The sequence below is a fragment of the Leucobacter tenebrionis genome, assembly GCF_019884725.1.
Classification (GTDB): domain Bacteria; phylum Actinomycetota; class Actinomycetes; order Actinomycetales; family Microbacteriaceae; genus Leucobacter; species Leucobacter tenebrionis.
In genome coordinates this window covers 1,836,454-1,856,898 of record NZ_CP082322.1, presented here as the reverse complement: position 1 = coordinate 1,856,898, position 20,445 = coordinate 1,836,454, and the positions used below count along the sequence as shown (strand labels likewise).

Genomic DNA, 20,445 nt, shown 5'->3' with positions numbered 1-20,445 from the left:
CGGGCGAGGGCCCCGGGCTGCGGCCCGCGGTTCCAGTGGCGATTGCGGCCCACGGCCCGCTTCGTGTTCTAAACGGCCCCGCGCCTGGGCGCCACCGCTCGAGATACGGATCTCGCATGCCTGCCCGCGGGTGGCGCTGCGAAATCCGTACCTCGAGGGGGATGGAAGCTGGGTGAGGCGGGACACGACTTCAGGTGGGTCCGAGCTCCGGGTGCGCATGTCAGCGGGCGGGCGTAGGGTTGGGGTATGACTATGCGAGCGATCACTGCGGAGCAGAGCGGCGGGCCCGAGGTGCTGAGGATCACGGAGGAGCCGGATCCCCGGCCGGCGGCCGGTGAGCTGCTCGTCGAGACCGCGGCCACGGGCGTTAACTTCATCGAGACCTACCAGCGCTCCGGCCTGTACCGGGTGGAGTTTCCGTTCACGCCGGGCGCGGAGGCCAGCGGCAGGGTGCTCGAGGTGGGCGAGGGCGTCGAGGGGTTCGCCCCCGGCGACCTGATCACCACGGCCGAGGCTCGGGCGACCTACGCCGAGCGCTTCGTGGTCTCGGCGGACGCTGCTGTCGGCGTACCCGACTCGGTCTCGGCTGAGACCGCCGCGGCTCTCCCGCTGCAGGGCCTCACCGCGCACTACCTCGCGACCTCCGCCGCGAATCCGCGGGAAGGCGAGACCGTGCTCGTGCACGCGGGGGCCGGCGGCGTCGGCCTGCTGCTCACCCAGCTGCTCACGGCTCGCGGGGTGCGCGTGATCACCACGGCCTCCACCCCCGAGAAGCGCGACCTCAGCCACGCCGCGGGGGCGAGCACCGTGCTCGACTACGAGGGCTTCGCCGACCGGGCACGCGAGCTCACCGACGACGAGGGCGTCGCCGTCGTGTACGACGGGGTGGGCAAGAGCACGTTCGACGACTCGCTGCGCGCACTGCGCGTGCGAGGCGAGCTCGTGCTGTTCGGCGCGGCGAGCGGCCCGGTGCCGCCGTTCGATCTGCAACGGCTCAACTCCGGCGGATCCCTCTCGGTCACCCGCCCCTCGCTCGGCCACTTCCTGCGGACCCCCGAGGAGCGTGCGTGGCGCTACGGCGAACTCTTCGATGCGATCGCGGCTGGCCAGCTCGACGTGCGCATCGGCGCCCGCTTCCCGCTCGCGGAGGCGGCCGATGCGCACACGGCGCTCGAGTCGCGCGCCACGACCGGCAAGGTGATCCTCGAGCCGTGAGCGAGGCCGGCCGCCTCGGGGCGGCCCGTGTCGCACGCGACACGCCGCTTCAGCGATCCGGCCCCGGCCGCCCGGCGCCGGTTCAGTCCAGGCGCTCGAGCTCCGAGCGCAGGTGATCCCGCGCCTCGATGATCACGGTCCGTCGGGCGGAGGTCATGAGCTCGGGGTCGCCGAGCGCGACATCGAAGTAGGGGTCGGGATCGACCTCGAGCGCGCGGAGCATGGGCTCGGCGCGCTGCCGCGGGGAGCCGTTGAGGCCCATGCTCTGCATGAACGCCTGCACCGTGTCTCCGCTCTCCGAGAACCAGCCGTTGTTCTTCGCGGCGATCCAGCAGATCGCGGCGGCGCCGGTCTCGTCTCGCGAGCGGCGGCGAAAGATCGCCGGGTCCGCAGCGGCTACTCGAGTGAGCACCCGCAGCGCTACCGTGCCGATCTCGGGGTCGTCGAAGTAATCCTCGGCCGAGGCGGTTGCGAGTTCGGCGGTACGACGCACCCGGGGGAGGATGTCAGTGGGGACGCCGGTCTCGTCCAAGGTCTCGCTCGGCAGCGGGCGCGTGTCGAGGTCGTCGAGCGCCTCCGGGCTGCCTGCGACCTCGGCGAGATCGTCGAGCTGCAGCCGGTAGAGCTCCCGAAGCGTGCCGCGGAGTCGCGGGTCGGAATCGCCGGAGAACGGGTCGCCGGAGAACGGGTCGCCTGAGAACGGCTCGCCATCGATCTCGAGCAAGTAGTTCGGCTCGTAGGCGTCGACGGTTTCGAGCACGTCGTCGACGAGCTCCTGAGGAATGCCCGAGCGCTCGTTGGTGAACTGCGCGATCGCGCGCAGAGCCCCGGGCATCGAGGCCATGTACTCCGCCTCGGCGATCACCTTGCGGGGGTACAGGTCGCACAGCAGACGCTCCACGAAGAGGGCGCCCCATCGCAGCGGATCGCCGGTGCCGTAACTGCACTGCAGTTCGAAGAGCCGTGCCGCGTGTTCGAGCCCGTCCTCCGACAACTCCGCGCCGTGCGGGGAGGCGGAGAGCTCGTCGACGAGGCCCGCGAGATCCTCCTCGGAGAACGTGCGCGGCTCGTACCCGGTGCCGCCCTCGGGCATGAGACGCAGCATCCACTCCAGCAGCGGGCTGGTGCCGGGCCAGCTCTCGGTCTCGACCGGGGGCACCGTGATGCGCGTCAGCGCCAGGGCTCCCTCGACGCGGGCGCGGGTGTTCGCGAGCGGGATCTCGCTGCGCACCAGGCCGAGCGGATCGTGGTGCCCCAGCTCTGCGAGGGCGCCGGCGAAGCTCAGCGGGATGGCGTACGCGTCCTCGAGCATGGGGCCGTTATGGAAGATGGCGACCGCGAGGGTGAACGAGTCGACGGGGGTGGCGACCTCGATGAAGATCGTCTCGTTCTCGCCGAATGCGTCGCCGACCGACACGGCGCGTACCGGGTGGATCTCGTCGAGGTTGCGCAACCACGTCGGTACGGCGAGATCTCGCTGCTCGACCGTGCCGCTGATCCGCCGCCGGGCCGACTCGTCGTCGAGCATCCGCGACCAGACCCGCAGGAGGGCATCGGTCTCGGGCAGCCCCACGTCGAGGACGGAGGCGATGAGGTCGGTCGACGAGACTCCGGGCTCTCCCGCCCACGGTGCCGGCGGGCCGGATCGGGGCTGGGTGGCCGCGAGCAGCATGCTCGCCGCGTCGAGGAAAGCGAGCGGCGCGGACGCCTCCATGGCCTGTCGCAGGCCCCGCACGAGGTCGAGGTCCTCGGGGTGCTGGGGAAAGGTGTTCATTGCGCTCCCTCCGGAATGACGGGGACCCGATCGAGCCGCGTGCTGCCGGCCACCAGGTCGAATGCGGGTCTGCCGAACCGTCTACGGCACGCGGCGGATCCACGCCTCCGTGAGGAACTTCTTCTCGACCAGCCGCTCAGCCGCGTCCCACTCGCCCTCGGTGACCTCGCCGTCGGTGCCGCCGTGCCGCTGCTTGAACACCGCGATCATCTTCTCGATGATCGCCTCGCGTGTGAGGCCGGTCTGGCTGCGCAGGGGATCGACCCGCTTCTGCGCGCTCGTGGTGCCCTTGTCCGAGAGCTTCTCGCGTCCGATGCGCAGCACCTGGGTCATCGCCGCGGGGTCCATGTCGTAGGCCATCGTGACGTGATGCAGCACAGCGCCCGATCCGAGCCGCTTCTGAGCCGCGCCGCCGATCTTGCCCTGCGGGCTCGTGATGTCGTTGAGCGGCTTGTAGTGGGCGTCGATGCCGAGCGCCTGCAGCGCCTCGAGTACCCACTCGTCGAGGTACGCGTACGAATCGGCGAAGCTCATGCCGCGCACCAGCTCGCCCGGAACGTACAGCGCGTAGGTGATGCACGCCTCGGGCGCCATGTACATCGCGCCGCCGCCGGAGATGCGCCGCACGATCTGAGCTCCGTGCGCCGCGGCCTGCTCCTCGTCGACCTCGTTCTTCACGGACTGGAAGCTGCCGATGAACACGGCGGGCGCGTTCCACTCCCAGATGCGCAGCGTCGGGCCGCGTAGGCCCTCGCCTACCGCGGCCGTGAGCACCTCGTCGAGCGCGGCGTTCAGCACGGGGGCGACCGGCGGTTCGTGGAGGATCTGCCAGTCGTAGTCGCGCCAGTGCGCGGCACCGGTCACGGCGCGGCGGATCGCGACGCCCACCGAATCGGGCGTGAATCCGAGCAGGTGCACCTCGGCGGGGAGGGCCTTGCGGATCGCGTTGCCCACCTCCTCGATGGTGCTCGACGGATTCAACCCCTCGACGGCGCCGTTGATCGTGGCGAGCGCGTCGTCGGGTTCAAGGAAGAAATCGCCCGAGAGATTGAATCCGCTGATGCGCCCGTCGACCACGTCGAAGTCGACGACCACCAGCTTGCCGCCGGGGACCTTGTACTCACCGTGCATGCTCATGATCTCAGCGTACGCCTCTCGGGCCCGGGAGGGGAGCAGGCGACGGCTCAAGCCGTGCGAACCGGTATCGCGGGTTACTCGGCGCCGACGCGATCCACGATCCACGTGATGAGATCGGCGAACACCTCGTCGCGATTGGTCTCGTTCAGCGTCTCGTGCCGTGCCCCCGGATAGATCTTCACCGTGACGTCGCGCACGCCGCGCTTGCGGTAGGCGTCGGCGAGCTGCCGCAGGCCGTCGCCGCGGGTGAGCGGATCGTCGCCGCCGGAGACGATGAGGATCGGCAGGTCGCTCGGGATCCCCGGCCCCGGCTTGCCGAACAGCCTCAGCGAATCGGCCACGCCGAAGAGCTTCGCGATATCGGCCGCGAAGCAGAGCTCGTCGGCGATGAAGGCCTCGGCGGTCTTCGGGTCGCGGCTCAGCCACTCGAATCCGTTGGCGTCGTCGCTCTTCCACTTCGCGTTGAGGTCGCCGCTCTCCATGTGCTTGAAGGTGCGGAAGGCCGTTCCCGAGAGCACCAGGGCGTCCCAGGCCCGCGGGTGCTCGCCGAGGATGCGCTGCGCCATGAGCGAGCCCCACGAATGGGCGAACATGACGACGGGCAGGCCCGGGTGCCGCTCGCGGGCGATCCCGGTGAGCTGCAGGATCGCCGCCTCCGCAGCGCGCAGCCCGCCGGGGCCGAGGCGACCGAGCTTCGACAGGTCGCCCTCGTGCTGCGCCCGCCCCGTCTCACCGTGACCGCGGTGGTCGTCGGCGTAGACGGTGAAGCCGGCGCCGGTCAGCGCGCGGGCGAACGCGTCGTAGCGCTTCGCGTGATCGCCGACGCCGTGCGAGATCTGCACGATCCCCACCGGCTCGGCGGCGGCCCACTCGTACGCCGCGATCTCCACGCCGTACTCATCGGTGTAGCTGAACTCGGTGTACCCGTTCGCTTCGGTCATCCCCTCATTCTGGTGTGCGGGGCTGAACAGCGCCAGGGTGCGTCCGACTACTCCCCGCCACGGTGCACGATCTCGCCGTCGACCATCGTGATCGCGGCCTCCGTGTCGAGCAGTTTCTCGGGCGAGTCTGTCAGCGCGTTGGCCGACCAGACCACGACGGTGGCCCGGTATCCGGCCGCGATCCGCCCCGCCTCATCGTCGCGCCGCGTCGCGTACGCGGTGCCGAGGGTGAGCGCCTCGAGCGCGTCGGCGGGTGTGAAGATGCGCTCGGGCTGGTACGGCTCGCGGGCCCGGTCGAGCACCGACTTCGCGGTGAGGGCGATGAAGAGGTTGTTCGGGGCCTCGTGCGGCGCGGTCGGCGCGTCGGTGCCGAGAGCGAGCGGCACCCCCGCATCGCGGAACTTGTGCCACGGGAAGCCCGTGTGCGCCCGCTCGTCGCCGAGCTGCGCCATCCAGTTGTCGATGATCGCCGGGTCGCAGTGCACGGGCTGCATCGACGCCGTCACACCGAGGGCCGCCATGCGCGCGATCGTGTCGTCGGCCACCGACTCGAGGTGCTCGACTCGGGGCCGGCGATCCGCGCGGGGACCGTTCACCCTGATGCACTCCTGCACCATGTCGAGTGCGATCGTGCTCGCCTCGTCGCCGATCGCGTGCAGCGCGAGCTGCAGCCCGGCCGCGTCGGCCGCGACCGCGGTGGGCAGTGCGAACTCGCGCTCCCAGATCGGGCCGGGCATCTCGCCGTTCTCGTAGGGCGCCCGCATCGCCGCGGTGCAGGCATCGATCACGCCGTCGAGGATGAACTTCACGCCCGCGATCCGCAGCCAGTCGTCGCCGTACTGCGCCGCGACCTCGTCGCGGACGCGCACCACCTCGTCGATCTGCGCCAGATCGCTCTCGAGGTCGCCCGTCGCAGTGAGCATCCAGTGCGCGTTCACCGGGAAGGGGAGCCGCCCGTCGCGGTCGAGGATGCGGCGGTAGGCCTCGAGGTCGGGGCGCCCGAACGACATCTCGGTGGCGCCCGTGACGCCCGTCTCGAGGTACGCGTCGAAGGCGGCCGCGAGGTAGCGATCGCGATCCGCGTCGGTCATCACCTCGTCGAGGTAACCCCACGCGTACTTCACGGCGGCGGTCTCGATGAGGAAGCCGGTGGCGTCGCCGTGCTCGTCGCGCACGATCTCGCCGCCGACCGGATCGGGGGTGTCGCGGGTGATGCCCATCGCCTCGAGCGCGGCGGAGTTCACCCAGGCCGAGTGCAGGTCGTTGGCGTCGAGGATGACGGGCACGTCGGGCACGGCCGCATCGAGCATGGCGGCGGTGGGGCGCTCGCCCTCCTCGAAGATGTCGAAGAGCCAGCTGACGCCGAGGATCCGGGTCGCCTCCGGGTTCGCCGCCCGGGCGGCGGCCAGGCGCTCCTGAACCTCGGCGACCGTCTTCGCGTCGCGCAGCTGCACCTTCGACAGCGCCTCGCCGAGCATGAGCATGTGGGAGTGGCCCTCGATCACGCCGGGGGTGACGAGCGCGCCGCCGAGGTCGACCTCCTCGGCCTCGCCCGCTGCGAGGCGCACGGCATCGAGGTCTCCTGCGGCGAGGATCCGGCCGTCGCGCACCGCGAAGCTCTCGCGGGGAGCGACGGCGGCGTCTCCGGTGAAGACCGTGGCGTTGCGGTAGATCGTGGTGTTCGTGCTCATGGGTGCTCGCTTTCGTGCCGCTCGAGGCCTCGCAAAATGAAGACCGTTCATATTCGATGCTAGCCCCGGCGGGCGGGTTCCGCAGTGTCCGCAGTTCAGGCAGGTCGCGCGGACTCTGGAGCGCGCTCTAGACAGGGCGCTCTTCAGGCAGGGCGCGCTTCTGGCAGGGCGCGCTCCACACGTCGGAGTGCGCTCCCCAGGTAGGAGATCGCGGCCTGTGCGGTCGGGATCCCGCGTTTTCACCCGCTCGGATCGCGATCTCCTGCCTGGCGCGTGCGCCCGCACCAGGCCCGGGGCATGCGCCCCGGCCCGGAGCGGCCTAGACTGTGCCTGTGCGTCGAGGCTCCGTCCGAGAGGGCAGGGCCCTCCAGCTGGTGGCTGCGTGCGCGCTCGCCGCAGCGGGTGCGGTGTGGCTGCCGCGCAGCGAGCCGGTCGAGCCGCCGCACGCGGCGGTAGTCGAGCAGCCGCTGGTCGTCGAGCAGGCGGCGGGCGAGAGGGGCGGGGAGATGCGGATCACCGACACCGAGATCGAGGGCCCCGCTGCCGGGCGCGATCCGGGCCTGCCGAACCGGGTCGGCTCCTCCGCCGTGCCGGTGCGCACCTACGAACCCGATGGTGCGGCGTGGGCGACGCTCGTGTGGGCGCACGGCGGCTCGTTCTCGCGCGGCAACCTCGACTGGCCAGAGGCCGACTGGGCAGCGCGCCGCTTCGCCGAGGCCGGGATCCGCGTGCACTCCGTCGACTATGCGCTCGCGAGTGACACCGTGAAGGCGCCGGCACCCGTCGCCGACGTCTCCGCAGTGGTGCGCTGGGCAGGGGCGGAGGACGGCGTGCACCCCCTCGTCGTGGGCGGGGCGAGCGCGGGCGCGCACCTGGCCGTGCTCGCGGCACTCTCCGGAGCCGACGCCGCGGGCGGGCGTCCGATCGCAGCGCTGCTGCTGGAATACCCCACCCTGCACCGGACGCAGCGCTTCGACCCCGAGCTCGACGCGGCAACGGCCGTCCTCCCCGCTCAGCGCCGCTTCGGCGCTGAGCGCATCGCGGGCATGTACGACTTCTACCTGGGCGACCCGGGTGAGGCGACTGCGGCGGGCGCCGTGATCGCGGGCGAGCAGCCGCCCGAGCGGCTGGCGGTGCTGCCCCCGTTGATCATCGTGAACGCGGATGCCGACGATCTGCGGGCGTCGAGCGAGCAGTTCGCGGATCAGCTGCGCGCGGCGGGGGTTCCCGTCGTCGAGGCGGTGCAGCCGGCGACGGTGCACGGATACCTCAACCGCCCGGACGAGTCGGCGCAGGCGCGGATCGACGCGCAGCAGAGCATCGACCGCTTCGTCGCCGAGCTGCGGCTGATCCTCGTTCCGAACGGCGAGTAGCCGCCGATCTCGACGCGGCGCCTGGTTCGTGTCACGATGTGAGCACCGGGGACCGGGCGCGCGCTTGCTGCGGTAGCCCCGGGGGAGGAGGGCATCATGCGTTTCATGCTTCTGCTGCACCGCCGAGAATCCGAGCTGCTGCAGCGCGCTCCGGAGTGGATCGAGGAGGTCGTCGAGTACCTCGCGCGGTTCGAGGACGAGCTGCTGAGCCGCTCGGAGCTCGAGTGGACCGAGACGCTCGACAGCGATGCGCACGCCGAGGTCGTCGGGCCGGGCGGCGAGCGTCGCGACGGCTGGTACAACGAGGCGGGCAAACCGCTGCGGCGGCTCTGGGTGGTGCGGGTGCCCGATCGCGCCCGCGCGCACGAGCTCGCCGGGCAGCTGGCGGGCGAACTCGACACCTGGGTCGAGGTGCGGGAGTGCATGCCGGGGGCGCAGCGGCCCTGAGCGGAATCATCGCGGGCCGACCGGGACGCCGCCCTCGATGCGTGCAGAATGGGCGTATGGCACTCGAACACCCGGGCACCCTCCGCGGCCGCCTCGTCACCCTCGAACCGCTCTCGCTCGATCACCGCGACGAACTGGCCGACGCCGTGCGCGACGGGGAGCTGTGGCGCCTGTGGTACACGCGGATCCCGGCGCCCGATCGCATGGATGCCGAGATCCGCCGCCGACTCGCGCTGCAGGATCAGGGCAGCATGCTGCCCTTCACCGCTCGCCGCAACGACACCGGGCGCGCGATCGGCATGACGACCTTCATGAACATCGATGCGGCGACGCCGCGGGTCGAGATCGGTTCCACGTGGAACGCCGCGAGTTCTCAGGGCACGGGCACCAACCCCGAATCGAAGCTGCTGCTGCTCGGCCACGCCTTCGACGCGTGGGGCTGCACGGCCGTCGAGTTCCGCACCGACTTCCACAATCACCAGTCGCGCGCGGCGATCGCGCGGCTCGGGGCGAAGCAGGACGGGATCCTGCGCGCCCACCTCAAACCCGAGGCCGGCTACGTGCGCGACACGGTGGTGTTCTCGATCACCCGGCCGGAGTGGCCGGGTGTGCGCCTCGGGCTCGAGCACCGGGTCGCCGGGCACCTCCCCGGGGATCCGGCCTCGCCGCGACTCGGCTGAGGCCGGCACCGTCCCGGATCCTCCCGGCCCTACCCGGCCTGCTCGATCCCCTCGCTCGCGGCCTGCGGGACTGGGGTCAGCCGGCTGAGCTGCGTTACGTGCCGGGGTTCGAGCTCCTCGAGCGACGACACCCCGAGCAGGGCCATGGTGCGCTCGATCTCGCTGCGCAGGATGGCGATCATCCGGTCGACGCCCGCGCGGCCACCGGCCATGAGGCCGTAGAGGTAGGCGCGGCCCACGAGCGTGAACTTGGCGCCGAGCGCGACCGAGGCGACGATGTCGGCGCCGTTCATGATCCCGGTGTCGATCATCACGGTCGCGTCGCGGCCGACCTCACGCACCACCTTCGGCAGCAGATGGAACGGCACGGGGGCGCGGTCGAGCTGGCGCCCGCCGTGATTCGAGAGCACGATGCCGTCGACGCCGAGGTCGATGAGCTTCACCGCGTCGGGCACGTTCTGCACGCCCTTGATCACGATCCTGCCCGGCCACATCTCGCGGATCACCGCGAGGTCCTCGTAGGAGATGGTGGGATCCATCGCCGCGTTGAGCAGGTCGCCCACCGTGCCGCCCGTCGTCGAGAGCGAGGCGAACTCGAGCTTGGGTGTGGTGAGGAAGTCGATCCACCACCACGGCCGTGGGATCGCGTTGATGACCGTGCTCAGCGAGAGCTGCGGCGGGATGGAGAACCCGTTGCGCTTATCGCGCAGGCGGGCCCCCGCGATCGGGGTGTCGACAGTGAACATGAGTGTGTCGAAACCGGCCGCGGCGGCGCGTTCGACGAGGCCGTACGAGATCTCGCGGTCGCGCATCACGTAGAGCTGGAACCAGTTGCGGCCGTGGGGATTCGCGGCCCGCACGTCCTCGATCGAGGTGGTGCCCAGGGTCGAGAGCGTGAACGGGATGCCCGCCGCGCCCGCCGCGCCCGCGCCCGCGATCTCGCCCTCCGTCTGCATGAGGCGGGTGAAGCCGGTCGGGGCGATGCCGAAGGGCAGTGCCGAGCGGCCGCCGAGAATCTCGGTCGAGGTGTCGACGTGCTCGGCGGGCTTGAGGATGTCGGGGTGGAACTCGATGTCCTCGAACGCCTGCCGGGCTCGCGCCAGCGACAGCTCGCCCTCGGCGGCCCCGTCGGTGTAGTCGAAGGCGGCCTTCGGGGTGCGGCGCTTCGCGATGCGCTGCAGATCGGCGATGGTGAGTGCCGACTCGAGTCGCCGCCGCTTGCCGTTGAGGTCGGGCTTCTTGAACTGCATGAGTTCTAGGAGCTCGGCCGGGTTGGGGAACTGCCGCTTCATCTGGGTGACCCTTTCGACTCGGGGACTGGGGTGCTGGGGGCGGTCGGAGCCGGGATGCTCCGGGGACTCTACGCGATCTGCGCGGAGCGCGCGATCGGATCCTTCGCCTGCTCGTCCTCGACGTGGGCGACACGCTTGATGAAGAACGAGGCCACGATCGAGATACCGGCGCAGACGGCGACGTAGATCGCGATCGGCCACCACTCGCCCCCGCTGATCTCGAGCAGCCAGGCGCCGATGAGGGGAGCCGTGCCGCCGAAGATCGCCGCGCCGAGCTGGTAGCCGAGGGACGCGCCGGTGTAGCGCACCTCGGGGGCGAAGTTCTCGGCGATGAGGGTGCCGAGGATCGCGTTCACGCTGCCCCATAGGAAGCCGAAGCCGAGGATCGTCGCGACGAACAGCGCCCAGGTCTCGCCAGTGTTGAGGATCAGGTAGTAGGGCACCACGAGCACGATGGTGGTGCAGGCCGACCAGCGGTAGAGGGCCGCGCGGGAGACGCGGTCGGAGATGCTGCCGAAGATCGGCATCCAGATCGTCGCGACGAGGGCGGCCGCGGCGACGGCGAGCAGCACGACGTTGTCGCGTGCGCCGAGGATGTCGGTGGCGTAGGCCACGACGTAGGTGCCGAAGATGTAGAACGGGCCGGTCTCGGCGGCCTTGGCGCCGATCGAGACGAGCACGGCGCCCCAGTGCTTCGTGATGACCTCCTTGATCGGCAGCTTGAGCCGCGCCCCGGTTTCCTGCACGCGCTTGAACTCGGGGGTCTCGTCGAGGCCGTTGCGGATCCACAGGCCGACGAACACGAGCACGATGCTGGCGACGAACGGCACGCGCCAGCCCCAGGTCATGAACTGGCCGTCGGGCAGCTGGGTGAGCAGCGCGACGACGCCGGCGGCGAGCAGCATGCCGAGGCTGATGCCCATCTGGGGCACCGCGCCGTATAGGCCGCGGCGGTTCTTGGGGGCGTACTCGTAGGCGAGCAGCAGGGCGCCGCCCCACTCGCCGCCGATGCCGAGGCCCTGCAGGATGCGGAAGCAGATGAGCAGGATCGGGGCCGCGATCCCGATCGCGGCGTAGTCGGGCAGCAGGCCGATCGCGACCGTGCCGCCGCCCATCAGGGTCAGGGTGATGAAGAGGGTCTTCTTGCGGCCGATGCGATCGCCGATGTGGGAGAAGATGATGCCGCCGAGCGGGCGGAAGAAGAAGGTCAGCGAGAACGACACGAAGGCGAGCATCGTGGAGACGAACTCGTTGTCGCTCGGGAAGTAGAGCTTGTTGAAGACCAGCGCTGCGACCGTGCCGTAGACCAGGAAGTCGAACCACTCGATCACGCTGCCGCTGAGGCTGCCGAGGAGTACACGGTAGTTGATCCCCGGCACCGTATCGGCCCGGAGTGCGGTGCTCGTCATGTCGTCTCTCCCTTGAGATCTCTGTCGTGAGGATGTCACGTCCTCGAAATACTTGTGGTCTGACCATGTGGTATGACCACAAGTAGTGTAGGTCGGGTGTCGCGATCCGTCAATTCGCGGCGAGGGGATCTCGGTGTCGAGACTGCTTGCTGTCGCCGAGACCGCCTGCTGCGGCTGAGACTGCCTTTTGCCGCCGAGACCGCCTGTTGCGGGTGAGGCTGCTTGCTGCCGCCGAGACCACCTCTTGCGTTGACGGCGACAGGCGGTCTCGACGACCGGAGCCCGTGTCGGATCCGTGTCGATCTGCGTCGGCCGTCGTCACGGCCGGCCCCTACCCCCGAGAGGTCGAGAAGGGCTCTGAATCCCCAGGATCGCAGCCGTTTTCGTCCTCTCGGATGGTGCGGGCGTGACAGGGGGGAGCGGGGAGGGGCAGGGCAGGGCGCGGGTGTGGGCAGAGGCGCCGAGGTACGGATTTCGCGTGTTCTGCGCGAGCTGAGGCTGCACTTTCCGTCTCTCGACGGGGGTGAGCGGGCGGTTATGGGGTCAGGGGCACGGTGCGGGTGCGGGCGGGTGCGGGTGCGGGCGGGGTGCGGCCGACCGCGGGCTCGGCTCAGCGGGCGGTCTCGAAGTAGTAGCCGCGGATGTGCGAGCGGATCCTCTCGACGGCCGCGTCGCGGTCGCCCCCGCGCAGGCTCTCGAGGATGCCGCGGTGCTCGGCGCGCAGGCGTTCCGCGGTGCGCGCCCAGTCGGGCAGCGCCTGGGCGCGCTGCAGGGTGTGGTCGGCGATCGAGATGCGCAGGGCGTCCATCAGCGTGCTGATGAGCGGGTTGTCGGCCGCGCGCGACAGGAGCACGTGAAACTCCGCGTCGAGGGGCAGAAACTCCTCGACCGGCAGATCCGGATCGTCCATCAGTTCGAGCAGCCGGTCCGCGCGCTCCCAGTCGCCGCGGGCGGGATCGGAGTGCTCGGCTGCCCAGCACTCCAGCAGGAGGCGCATCTCGTAGACGTGGTGATGCTCGACCTGACTGGTCGCGAGCTGGAGGTTGAGGGCGAGCGTGAGGGCCTGCTCGGGGACGGCCGTGATGACGGTGCCGGATCGTGGGCCGGAGCCCGTGGCCGTGCGGATCGTGCCCAGCGCCTCGAGTACGCGCAGGGCCTCGCGCAGCGAACTGCGTGAGACCTGCAGCGTCTCTGCGAGGGCCCGTTCACCGGGGAGATGGTCGCCGATGTGGAGCCGCCCGCTCCGCAGCTCCTCGGTCACCCACTCCATGACCACCTCGTGCGCTTTCATCGTCATCGATTATCGCAGTAACGCGATTCGGTGCGGCCTCGGTCTCTGGCTGGACCGGCTCGGAGCGCGCGAACTCCGGTGAGTTGCGCGAGACCGGCAGCCATCGGCCTCCGACGCCCGATCTCCTGCGAATCACCGGCTAGACCGGAACCCGACGCCGACTACCGGGGCCGGTGGGCCTGCGGGCCCCCGCGAGTGTGCGCCCACACGACGGCCTGGATGCGGTCGCGCACCTCCAGTTTCTGCAGCACGTTCGAGACGTGGGTCTTGATCGTGGCTTCGCCGAGGAAGAGCGCCGCGGCGATCTCCGCGTTCGAACGTCCCTCCGCCATGAGCGCCAGCACCTCGCGCTCCCGCTCGGTGAGCCCCGCGCGGTCGAGGGCCGACGGTGATCCGCCGCTCTGACTGTTCTCCGGGGCAGCCGCCTCGCTTCGCGCAGACGTCTCCGCGCTTTCGCCGCTCTGCGCCGCGCCCTGCGAGATCCGCTCGATCACGGCTCGGGTGACGTCCGGTCCGAGCAGTGCCTGACCCGAAGCCAGCGTGCGCACGGCGTCGATGAGCTGCTCGGCGCGCGAGGTCTTGAGCAGGAAGCCGCTGACTCCCGCCGCGAGGGCATCGAAGAGGTAGGTCTCGTGGCCGAAGGTGGTGAGGATCAGTACGGCCGGGCCGACGGCGCCCGGGTCTCCGAGGATCCGCCGGGATGCCTCGATGCCGTTCATCTCGGGCATCTCGACGTCCATGCAGATCACGTCGGGCGTGAGCGACCTCGAGAGCTCGACCGCCTCGAGCCCGTTCGAGGCTTCGCCGACCACCTCGATATCCGGCTCCGTCTCGAGGATGATCCGAAAACCTGATCGCACGAGCGCCTGATCGTCGACGAGCAGTACGCGGATCATGCGTCTATCGCTCCTGCTTCTGATTCTGCCGGGTGCGCACTGTTCGCATATGCGGGGGTGGGGGCTGGGGCGGGAGCGGGCACCGACGCCCGCACGAGGAAGCCGCCCGTACCCGCTCCGAGCGCGGGTTCTCGACGCCCGGCCTGAACCGTCCCGCCGACGGCGCCGATGCGTTCGCGCATGCCTCGGATGCCCAGGCCCGCGCCCTCCGAGTGCTCACCGGCGCGCTGCCGCACGCCGTCATCGCTCACCTCCACCTCGACGGTGCCGGCTGTGAAACGCAGCCGCACGTCGGCGGTGGCTCCGCGGCCGGCGTGCTTGCGCACATTGGTGAGCGCCTCCTGCACCACCCGGTACAGCGCGACGTCGACCAGCATGGGCAGCGGACGGGGATCCCCGGCGACGATGAGCGTGGTGGGCACGCCCGCGCTCTGCGACTCGGCGATGAGCGTTGCCAGCTGCGCGATGCCCACGGTGCTCGACCCGGTCTCCGCTTCGGGGGTGCGCAGCGTGTGCACGAGGCGCCGCAGCTCCTCGACCGCCGTGTGGGCGCTCTCCTCGACCACCTCGAGCGCGGCCGCCGAGCGTACGGGGTCCCGTTCGATGCTGCGCCTCGCGGCGGCCGCCTGAATGCCCATCACCGAGACGTGATGCGCCACGACGTCGTGCAACTCGCGGGCGATCGCGATCCGATCGAGGGCGACGGCCTGCGCGGCGCTCGTCTGACGCTCGAGTTCGAGCTCGCGCCCCTGCGCCTCGAGACGCGCCTGAGCACGCGCCGCGCGCCATGAACGCTCGCCGAAGTAGTAGGCGCCGCCGAAGTACATGAGGTTGGTGATGAGCTGGATCACCGCGAACGTCGCGTAGGCCGAGAACAGGCCCGAGCGAGACAGGCCCGGGAAGGCGTCGGTGTCTGAGGAGGAGATGATCAGCGACAGCACGAGCCAGAGGATGAGCGCCCCGCCGATCGCGATCCTCGCCCACACCGCGAGGGCCCGCCGTTCCTCCCAAGCGCCGACGGTGTACAGCGCGATGAAGAGGCAGATGTTCACGATGAGGATCTCGGGCACGGCGAACTGGCCGCAGATGAAGAAGCCCACCGACACGATCACGGCGACGGGGACGGGATATCGGCGCCGCAGCGAGAGCGGCAGCGTGGCGAGCCCGAGGCCGAGCCCCCACACCCACGGCTCGGCCGGCTCGGCGATGAGACCCGTGCGCTGGTAGAGCAGCGAGGTGGTGAGAGCCGCGAAGGCGAGCAGCACCGCGAGGCCGAGGTCGCCGCGCATGCTGCGGGGGCTCGGCTTCGGGCGCACCCACTCTGCGCCTCTGAGATCTGTCATGCCATCCAGCGTAGGGGGACCCTCCGACATTGCGCGTCCTCCTCCCGGAGGAGCGGTTTCCGCCTCGCGGGGGACGCGCGATGTCAGAGGTCGCCTCTAGCGTGGAGTCAACGAGGAAAGGAGCGAGACGAGATGATCGAGATCACAGGCGTCTCCCGCAGCTTCGGCGATCGCAGAGTGCTCAGCGACGTGAGCTTCGGCGTCGAGAGCGGCCGCATGACCGGTTTCGTCGGCGGTAACGGCGCGGGCAAGACCACCACGATGCGCATCATCCTGGGCGTGCTGTCCGCTGACAGCGGCACGGTGGCGCTCGACGGCGAGCTCGTCACCGCGGCGGACCGGGCGCGCTTCGGTTACATGCCGGAGGAGCGGGGCCTATACCCCAAGATGAAGGTGCTCGAGCAGCTCGTGTATCTCGGGCGGCTGCACGGCATGAGCGCGCACGCGGCCAAGGCCTCGGCGAGCGGTCTCGTCGAGCGGCTCGGTCTGGGCGAGCGCGCCGACGACACCCTCGAGAACCTCTCGCTCGGCAACCAGCAGCGGGCGCAGATCGCGGCCGCGCTCGTGCACGAGCCCATCGCGCTGGTGCTCGACGAGCCGTTCTCCGGGCTCGACCCGATCGCGGTCGAGGTGGTGCTCGGCGTGCTGCGCGACTACGCCGCGCAGGGGGCTCCCGTGCTGTTCTCGTCTCATCAGCTCGACATCGTCGAGCGGCTATGCGACGACGTGGTCGTGATCGGCGGCGGCAAGATCCTCGCCTCCGGATCACGGGAGTCTCTGCGGGCCGAGCACTCGGGGCGAGAGTTCGAGATCGAGCTCGCGGGCCCCGGGGCGGATGCCGGATGGGTTCGGGATCAGCCGGGCGTCTCCGTCACCCACCTCGACGGCGGCTTCGCCCGCTTCGACGCCGACAGCGACGCCGCGGCCCAGGCGATCCTCACGCGCGCCGTCGGCCAAGACCCGGCATCGTCCGTCGTCCGTCGTTTCGGCCCCGTCACCCCGACGCTGGCCCAGATCTTCAAGGAGGTCGTGCAATGACCACGCAGATCCAGTCCCGCAGCGAAGCGCGTCGGGTGAGCGGTGCACAGGGCGCCTGGCTCGTCGCCGAGCGCGAGATCACCACCAAACTGCGCAGCAAGGCATTCGTCGTCTCGAGCATCGTGCTGCTGCTCTTCGTGCTCGGCGGGGTGCTGTTCAGCGGTTTCATGGCGAACTCGGGCGGTTTCGGCGGCCCGACCAAGGTCGCGGCCGTCGGCGAGGCGAGCTCGGTGCTGCAACCGCTCGACGGCGAGTCCTTCGAGGTGACGCAGGCGTCCGACCGCGCCGCAGCCGAGCAGATGGTGCTCGACGGCGATGTCGACGCGGCCGTGGTGCCGGGTGGGGACACCGCGGTCGACCTCACGGTACTCGCGAAGGACAGCGCGCCGAGCGACGTGCTCACCGCCCTCTCGGCGGCGCCCTCGGTCGAACTGCTCGCCCCCACGACCGACAATCCGGGGCTCGCCTACATCATCGCCGTCGCCTTCGGTGTGGTGTTCATGATGAGCGCGATCACCTTCGGCACGACGATCGCGCAGAGCGTGGTCGAGGAGAAGCAGACCCGCATCGTGGAGATCCTGCTCGCCACGGTCTCGGCGCGCACCATGCTCGCCGGCAAGATCCTCGGCAACAGCATCCTCGCGCTCGCGCAGGTGGTCGCCATCGTCGCGGTGGCCTCGGTCGGCATGCTGGCGACGGGGCAGGACCTGTTGCTCGGCGAGCTCGGCACCTCCCTCATCTGGTTCGGCGTGCTCTTCGCGTTCGGCTTCGTGCTGCTCGCGACGATGTATGCGGCGCTCGCCACCCTCGTGTCGCGGCAGGAGGACGTGGCCTCGGCCGTGAGCCCGGTCATGTGGCTGGTGATGCTGCCCTACTTCGCGATCATCTTCTTCAACGACAACCCGCAGGCGCTCGCGATCATGAGCTACGTTCCGTTCTCGGCTCCGATCGGCATGCCGATGCGCCTGTACCTCGGCACCGCCGAGTGGTGGGAGCCGCTGCTCTCGGTCGGCGTGCTGCTCGTCTCGATCGCGATCGTGCTCTGGATCGGCGCCCGCATCTACAGCAATTCGATCCTGCGCACCGGGGCGAAGGTGAAGCTGAGCGAGGCGATCAAGGGGTAGGTCGCCGGCTCTCAGTTCACCTCGTCGGGGTGCGAGCCGCTGCGGAAGCCGCGATCCATGGCCGCAAGCGTGTCCATGCTCGCGGCGTCGAGCTCGAACGAGAACACGTCCCCGTTCTCGGCGATGCGTGCCGCGCTGCTCGCCTTCGGGATCACCGCGTTGCCGATCTGGAGGTGCCAGCGGATCACGAGCTGCGCCACCGAGACGCCGCGATCCCGCGCGAGGCCGAGGAGCGCGGGATCGTCGAGCAGTCGCCCGCGGGCGAGCGGCGACCAGGCTTCGGTGGTGATGCCGTGCTCGGCGTGGAACTCGCGCAGGTCTCTCTGCTGCAGCCACGGGTGCAGCTCGACCTGGTTGACCGCCGGCACGGTCTCCGTGCTGTCGAGTAGTCGCTCCAGGTGCGGGATCTGGAAGTTGCTCACGCCGATCGCCCGGACCCGGCCCTCTGAGTGCAGGCGCTCCAGCGCGCGATAGGTCTCGATGAACAGTCCGCGCTCCGCGCACGGCCAGTGGATGAGGAAGAGATCGAGCTGTTCGAGCCCGAGATCGTCGAGGGTGCGATCGAACGCGCGCAGCGTCCGGTCGTAGCCCTGCTCGGTGTTCCACACCTTGCTGGTGACGAACAGATCCTCGCGGGAGAGGCCGGACTCGAGTGCGGTGCGGATCCCGCGCCCCACCCCCGCCTCATTGCCGTAGAACGCTGCGCCGTCGAGGTGCCGGTAGCCGGCTGCGAGAGCGAGCCCGACGAGATGCTCGGCATCCTCGGCGGGCACCTTGTAGAGGCCGTAGCCGAGCTGGGGCATCTCCACGCCGGGAGCGATCGGGATCGGTGAAGCGGGAAGGGGGGCGCCTGCAGCAGTCATGCCTCGACGCTATCGAAGGTCGGCCGCCGTGCCCAGGGGTGAGTGTCGGAGGCCCGGAGTAGGCTTGCCTGGTGAGCATCGAACAGCCCTCGCGGCAACCCGATATCAGGCCGTGGCCCGCCCTCTGGTCGATGGTCATCGGCTTCTTCATGATCCTCGTGGACACGACGATCGTGTCGGTCGCGAACCCGTCCATCATGCGCGGTCTCGACACCACGATGGTGGCGACGCTGTGGGCGACGAGCGCCTATCTGCTGGCCTACGCGGTGCCCCTGCTCATCACCGGCCGCCTCGGCGACCGCTTCGGCCCGCGCCGCGTCTACCTCGTCGGCCTCTTGATCTTCACGCTCTCGTCGCTGGCCTGCGGCCTCGCCTCCGGAGTCGAGACCCTCATCGCGGCCCGGGTCTTCCAGGGGCTCGGGGCGTCGCTCATGACTCCGCAGACCATGTCGGTGATCACGCGCATCTTCCCGCCGCGGGAACGCGGCTCGGCGATGGCGGTCTGGGGCGTCACCGCGGGTGTGGCCACGCTGGTGGGTCCGATCCTCGGCGGTTTCCTCGTCGACGCCTGGGGTTGGGAGTGGATCTTCTTCATCAACGTGCCGGTCGGCGTGATCGCCTTCGTGTGCGCGCTGCGCTTCGTGCCGGTGCTGCCGACGAACGCGCACCGCTTCGACTGGCTGGGCGTACTGCTCAGCGCCGTGGGCATGTTCCTGCTGGTGTTCGGTATCCAGGAGGGCGAGAGCTTCGAATGGGGCACGATCTGGGGCCCGATCACGGTCTGGAGCCTCATCATCGCGGGCGCGGTCGTGCTGGCGCTGTTCGTGGTGTGGCAGCGGGTGCAGAAGGGCGAGCCGCTGATTCCGCTGCAGATCTTCCGCGACCGAAACTTCTCGGTCGGGTCGGCCGTGATCGTGACCGTGGGTTTCGCGGTCACCGGCATGTCGCTCCCGCTCATGTTCTATCTGCAGCTCGTGCGCGGGCTCACCCCCACGCAGTCGGCGCTCATGATGGTGCCGATGGCCGTGCTGTCGATCCTGCTCGCGCGCCCGGTCGGGCTGCTGATCGACAACCGCGATCCGCGCCGTCTGCCGGTGCTCGGTCTGCTGCTCGTGGCCGCGGGGCTCGTGTGCTACTACTTCATGTCGCGGCCCGACGTGCCGCTCTGGCTGCTGCTGATCCCGAGTGCCGTGCTCGGCTTCGGCAACGCCTTCATGTGGGGGCCGCTCGCGTCGATCACCACGTTCGGTCTCGCACGCCATCTCGCAGGAGCGGGATCGGGTGTCTACAACACGAGCCGCCAGGTAGGCGCGGTGCTCGGCTCCGCGGCGATGGCCGCGTTCATGGGGTCGCGGATCGCGGCCCAGCTGGGCTCGGAGGTCGCCGATGCCGCCGGCGGGGCCGGGGCCGAAGGCGGCGGATCGGGCGCGCTCCCGGAGGCGCTCCACGAGGGCTTCTCCGCAGCGATGGCCGAGTCGATCCTCATGCCCATGGGTGTCATCCTGGTCGGCGCGCTCATCGCCCTGCTGTTCGCGCGGCGCCCGGCTCGCTCCGTTGAATCAGAAAGGAAGGATCACGCATGATCGTCGCATTCTCCGTCGCACCGAGCGGCACCGGCAAGGCCGACGCCTCGGTGTCCGATGCCGTAGCCGAGGCCGTGAAGGTGGTGCGAGCGTCGGGGCTCCCGCACCGCACGAGCAGCATGTTCACCGAGATCGAGGGAGATTGGGACGAGGTCTTCGACGTCGTCAAACGCGCCACGGAGGCGGTGCTGCCCTTCGGCTCGCGCGTCTCGCTCGTGATCAAGGCTGACATCCGCCCCGGCTTCGAGGGTGAGCTCGACGGGAAGCTCGAGCGCCTGGAGCGCGCGATCGAGGGCGCCTGATCGCACGGGCGTGAGCCTGTCGCGGTATCGGGAGCCCGCGGCGTCG

General features: G+C 70.2%; 18 protein-coding genes. 8 read left to right on the top strand and 10 right to left on the bottom strand.

Annotated elements, in window-relative coordinates:
- Positions 1-252: 252 nt before the first annotated feature.
- Positions 253-1,215: a quinone oxidoreductase family protein gene (locus KVY00_RS08610; protein WP_394358285.1), complete on the top strand. Its 963-nt coding sequence runs from the start codon at positions 253-255 to the stop codon at positions 1,213-1,215.
- Between the two features lie 82 nt (positions 1,216-1,297).
- On the opposite strand, the gene KVY00_RS08605 is transcribed toward KVY00_RS08610, so the two are convergent.
- The 4 genes from KVY00_RS08605 to KVY00_RS08590 form a co-directional block, all read right to left on the bottom strand.
- Entirely contained in the window at positions 1,298-2,989 is a 1,692-nt protein-coding gene (locus KVY00_RS08605; protein WP_223042579.1) for a hypothetical protein, read from the bottom strand.
- Between the two features lie 81 nt (positions 2,990-3,070).
- Entirely contained in the window at positions 3,071-4,120 is a 1,050-nt protein-coding gene (locus tag KVY00_RS08600; protein ID WP_223045248.1) for a lipoate--protein ligase family protein, read from the bottom strand.
- Between the two features lie 80 nt (positions 4,121-4,200).
- Positions 4,201-5,067 (bottom strand): alpha/beta fold hydrolase, encoded by an 867-nt coding sequence (locus tag KVY00_RS08595; protein WP_223042578.1) that lies wholly within the window; start codon positions 5,065-5,067, stop codon positions 4,201-4,203.
- Between the two features lie 47 nt (positions 5,068-5,114).
- A complete protein-coding gene (locus tag KVY00_RS08590; protein WP_223042577.1) occupies positions 5,115-6,758 on the bottom strand; it encodes an amidohydrolase in 1,644 nt (547 codons plus the stop codon).
- Between the two features lie 332 nt (positions 6,759-7,090).
- Between KVY00_RS08590 and KVY00_RS08585 the strand changes: the two genes are divergently transcribed.
- The 3 genes from KVY00_RS08585 (at position 7,091) to KVY00_RS08575 (ending at position 9,258) form a co-directional block, all read left to right on the top strand.
- On the top strand, positions 7,091-8,131 hold the full coding sequence (locus tag KVY00_RS08585) for an alpha/beta hydrolase (RefSeq protein WP_255572563.1): 1,041 nt from the start codon (positions 7,091-7,093) through the stop codon (positions 8,129-8,131).
- 96 nt (positions 8,132-8,227) lie between these two features.
- A complete protein-coding gene (locus tag KVY00_RS08580) occupies positions 8,228-8,578 on the top strand; it encodes a YciI family protein (protein ID WP_223042576.1) in 351 nt (116 codons plus the stop codon).
- 56 nt (positions 8,579-8,634) lie between these two features.
- On the top strand, positions 8,635-9,258 hold the full coding sequence (locus KVY00_RS08575; protein ID WP_223042575.1) for a GNAT family N-acetyltransferase: 624 nt from the start codon (positions 8,635-8,637) through the stop codon (positions 9,256-9,258).
- 29 nt (positions 9,259-9,287) lie between these two features.
- On the opposite strand, the gene KVY00_RS08570 is transcribed toward KVY00_RS08575, so the two are convergent.
- The 5 genes from KVY00_RS08570 to KVY00_RS08550 form a co-directional block, all read right to left on the bottom strand.
- Positions 9,288-10,550, bottom strand: coding sequence for an alpha-hydroxy acid oxidase (locus tag KVY00_RS08570; protein WP_223042574.1), 1,263 nt, complete (start codon positions 10,548-10,550; stop codon positions 9,288-9,290).
- A gap of 68 nt (positions 10,551-10,618) precedes the next feature.
- On the bottom strand, positions 10,619-11,959 hold the full coding sequence (locus KVY00_RS08565) for an MFS transporter (protein ID WP_223042573.1): 1,341 nt from the start codon (positions 11,957-11,959) through the stop codon (positions 10,619-10,621).
- A gap of 610 nt (positions 11,960-12,569) precedes the next feature.
- Entirely contained in the window at positions 12,570-13,250 is a 681-nt protein-coding gene (locus KVY00_RS08560) for a FadR/GntR family transcriptional regulator (protein WP_223042572.1), read from the bottom strand.
- Between the two features lie 161 nt (positions 13,251-13,411).
- A complete protein-coding gene (locus KVY00_RS08555; protein ID WP_223042571.1) occupies positions 13,412-14,146 on the bottom strand; it encodes a response regulator in 735 nt (244 codons plus the stop codon).
- Positions 14,143-15,489: a sensor histidine kinase gene (locus KVY00_RS08550; protein ID WP_223042570.1), complete on the bottom strand. Its 1,347-nt coding sequence runs from the start codon at positions 15,487-15,489 to the stop codon at positions 14,143-14,145. Before KVY00_RS08550 ends, KVY00_RS08555 begins: the two co-directional genes overlap by 4 nt.
- Before the next feature lie 132 nt (positions 15,490-15,621).
- Here KVY00_RS08550 and KVY00_RS08545 point away from each other — a divergent pair, with 132 nt between their 5' ends.
- Positions 15,622-16,527, top strand: coding sequence for an ABC transporter ATP-binding protein (locus tag KVY00_RS08545; protein ID WP_223042569.1), 906 nt, complete (start codon positions 15,622-15,624; stop codon positions 16,525-16,527).
- Positions 16,524-17,651 carry an ABC transporter permease gene (locus tag KVY00_RS08540; protein ID WP_223042568.1) on the top strand — a complete coding sequence of 376 codons (1,128 nt, stop codon included), beginning with the start codon at positions 16,524-16,526 and terminating at the stop codon, positions 17,649-17,651. The genes KVY00_RS08545 and KVY00_RS08540 overlap by 4 nt, the downstream gene beginning before the upstream one ends.
- A gap of 11 nt (positions 17,652-17,662) precedes the next feature.
- Here the strand turns inward: KVY00_RS08540 and KVY00_RS08535 are convergent, their stop codons facing one another.
- Positions 17,663-18,514, bottom strand: a complete 852-nt coding sequence (locus KVY00_RS08535; RefSeq protein ID WP_223042567.1) for an aldo/keto reductase — start codon at positions 18,512-18,514, stop codon at positions 17,663-17,665.
- A 131-nt stretch (positions 18,515-18,645) separates the two neighbouring features.
- Here KVY00_RS08535 and KVY00_RS08530 point away from each other — a divergent pair, with 131 nt between their 5' ends.
- A complete protein-coding gene (locus KVY00_RS08530; RefSeq protein ID WP_255572854.1) occupies positions 18,646-20,097 on the top strand; it encodes a DHA2 family efflux MFS transporter permease subunit in 1,452 nt (483 codons plus the stop codon).
- Positions 20,094-20,399: a thiamine-binding protein gene (locus KVY00_RS08525; RefSeq protein WP_223042565.1), complete on the top strand. Its 306-nt coding sequence runs from the start codon at positions 20,094-20,096 to the stop codon at positions 20,397-20,399. Before KVY00_RS08530 ends, KVY00_RS08525 begins: the two co-directional genes overlap by 4 nt.
- The last annotated feature ends 46 nt before the right edge of the window (positions 20,400-20,445 follow it).

What these genes read in the sequence shown, in the direction of transcription:
- KVY00_RS08610 (WP_394358285.1), top strand. Translation starts at nt 253, where the DNA reads ATGCGAGCGATCACTGCGGAGCAGAGCGGCGGGCCCGAGGTGCTGAGG.
- KVY00_RS08605 (WP_223042579.1), bottom strand. Translation starts at nt 2,989, where the DNA reads ATGAACACCTTTCCCCAGCACCCCGAGGACCTCGACCTCGTGCGGGGC.
- KVY00_RS08600 (WP_223045248.1), bottom strand. Translation starts at nt 4,120, where the DNA reads ATGCACGGTGAGTACAAGGTCCCCGGCGGCAAGCTGGTGGTCGTCGAC.
- KVY00_RS08595 (WP_223042578.1), bottom strand. Translation starts at nt 5,067, where the DNA reads ATGACCGAAGCGAACGGGTACACCGAGTTCAGCTACACCGATGAGTAC.
- KVY00_RS08590 (WP_223042577.1), bottom strand. Translation starts at nt 6,758, where the DNA reads ATGAGCACGAACACCACGATCTACCGCAACGCCACGGTCTTCACCGGA.
- KVY00_RS08580 (WP_223042576.1), top strand. Translation starts at nt 8,228, where the DNA reads ATGCGTTTCATGCTTCTGCTGCACCGCCGAGAATCCGAGCTGCTGCAG.
- KVY00_RS08575 (WP_223042575.1), top strand. Translation starts at nt 8,635, where the DNA reads ATGGCACTCGAACACCCGGGCACCCTCCGCGGCCGCCTCGTCACCCTC.
- KVY00_RS08570 (WP_223042574.1), bottom strand. Translation starts at nt 10,550, where the DNA reads ATGAAGCGGCAGTTCCCCAACCCGGCCGAGCTCCTAGAACTCATGCAG.
- KVY00_RS08565 (WP_223042573.1), bottom strand. Translation starts at nt 11,959, where the DNA reads ATGACGAGCACCGCACTCCGGGCCGATACGGTGCCGGGGATCAACTAC.
- KVY00_RS08560 (WP_223042572.1), bottom strand. Translation starts at nt 13,250, where the DNA reads ATGAAAGCGCACGAGGTGGTCATGGAGTGGGTGACCGAGGAGCTGCGG.
- KVY00_RS08555 (WP_223042571.1), bottom strand. Translation starts at nt 14,146, where the DNA reads ATGATCCGCGTACTGCTCGTCGACGATCAGGCGCTCGTGCGATCAGGT.
- KVY00_RS08550 (WP_223042570.1), bottom strand. Translation starts at nt 15,489, where the DNA reads ATGACAGATCTCAGAGGCGCAGAGTGGGTGCGCCCGAAGCCGAGCCCC.
- KVY00_RS08545 (WP_223042569.1), top strand. Translation starts at nt 15,622, where the DNA reads ATGATCGAGATCACAGGCGTCTCCCGCAGCTTCGGCGATCGCAGAGTG.
- KVY00_RS08540 (WP_223042568.1), top strand. Translation starts at nt 16,524, where the DNA reads ATGACCACGCAGATCCAGTCCCGCAGCGAAGCGCGTCGGGTGAGCGGT.
- KVY00_RS08535 (WP_223042567.1), bottom strand. Translation starts at nt 18,514, where the DNA reads ATGACTGCTGCAGGCGCCCCCCTTCCCGCTTCACCGATCCCGATCGCT.
- KVY00_RS08530 (WP_255572854.1), top strand. Translation starts at nt 18,646, where the DNA reads ATGGTCATCGGCTTCTTCATGATCCTCGTGGACACGACGATCGTGTCG.
- KVY00_RS08525 (WP_223042565.1), top strand. Translation starts at nt 20,094, where the DNA reads ATGATCGTCGCATTCTCCGTCGCACCGAGCGGCACCGGCAAGGCCGAC.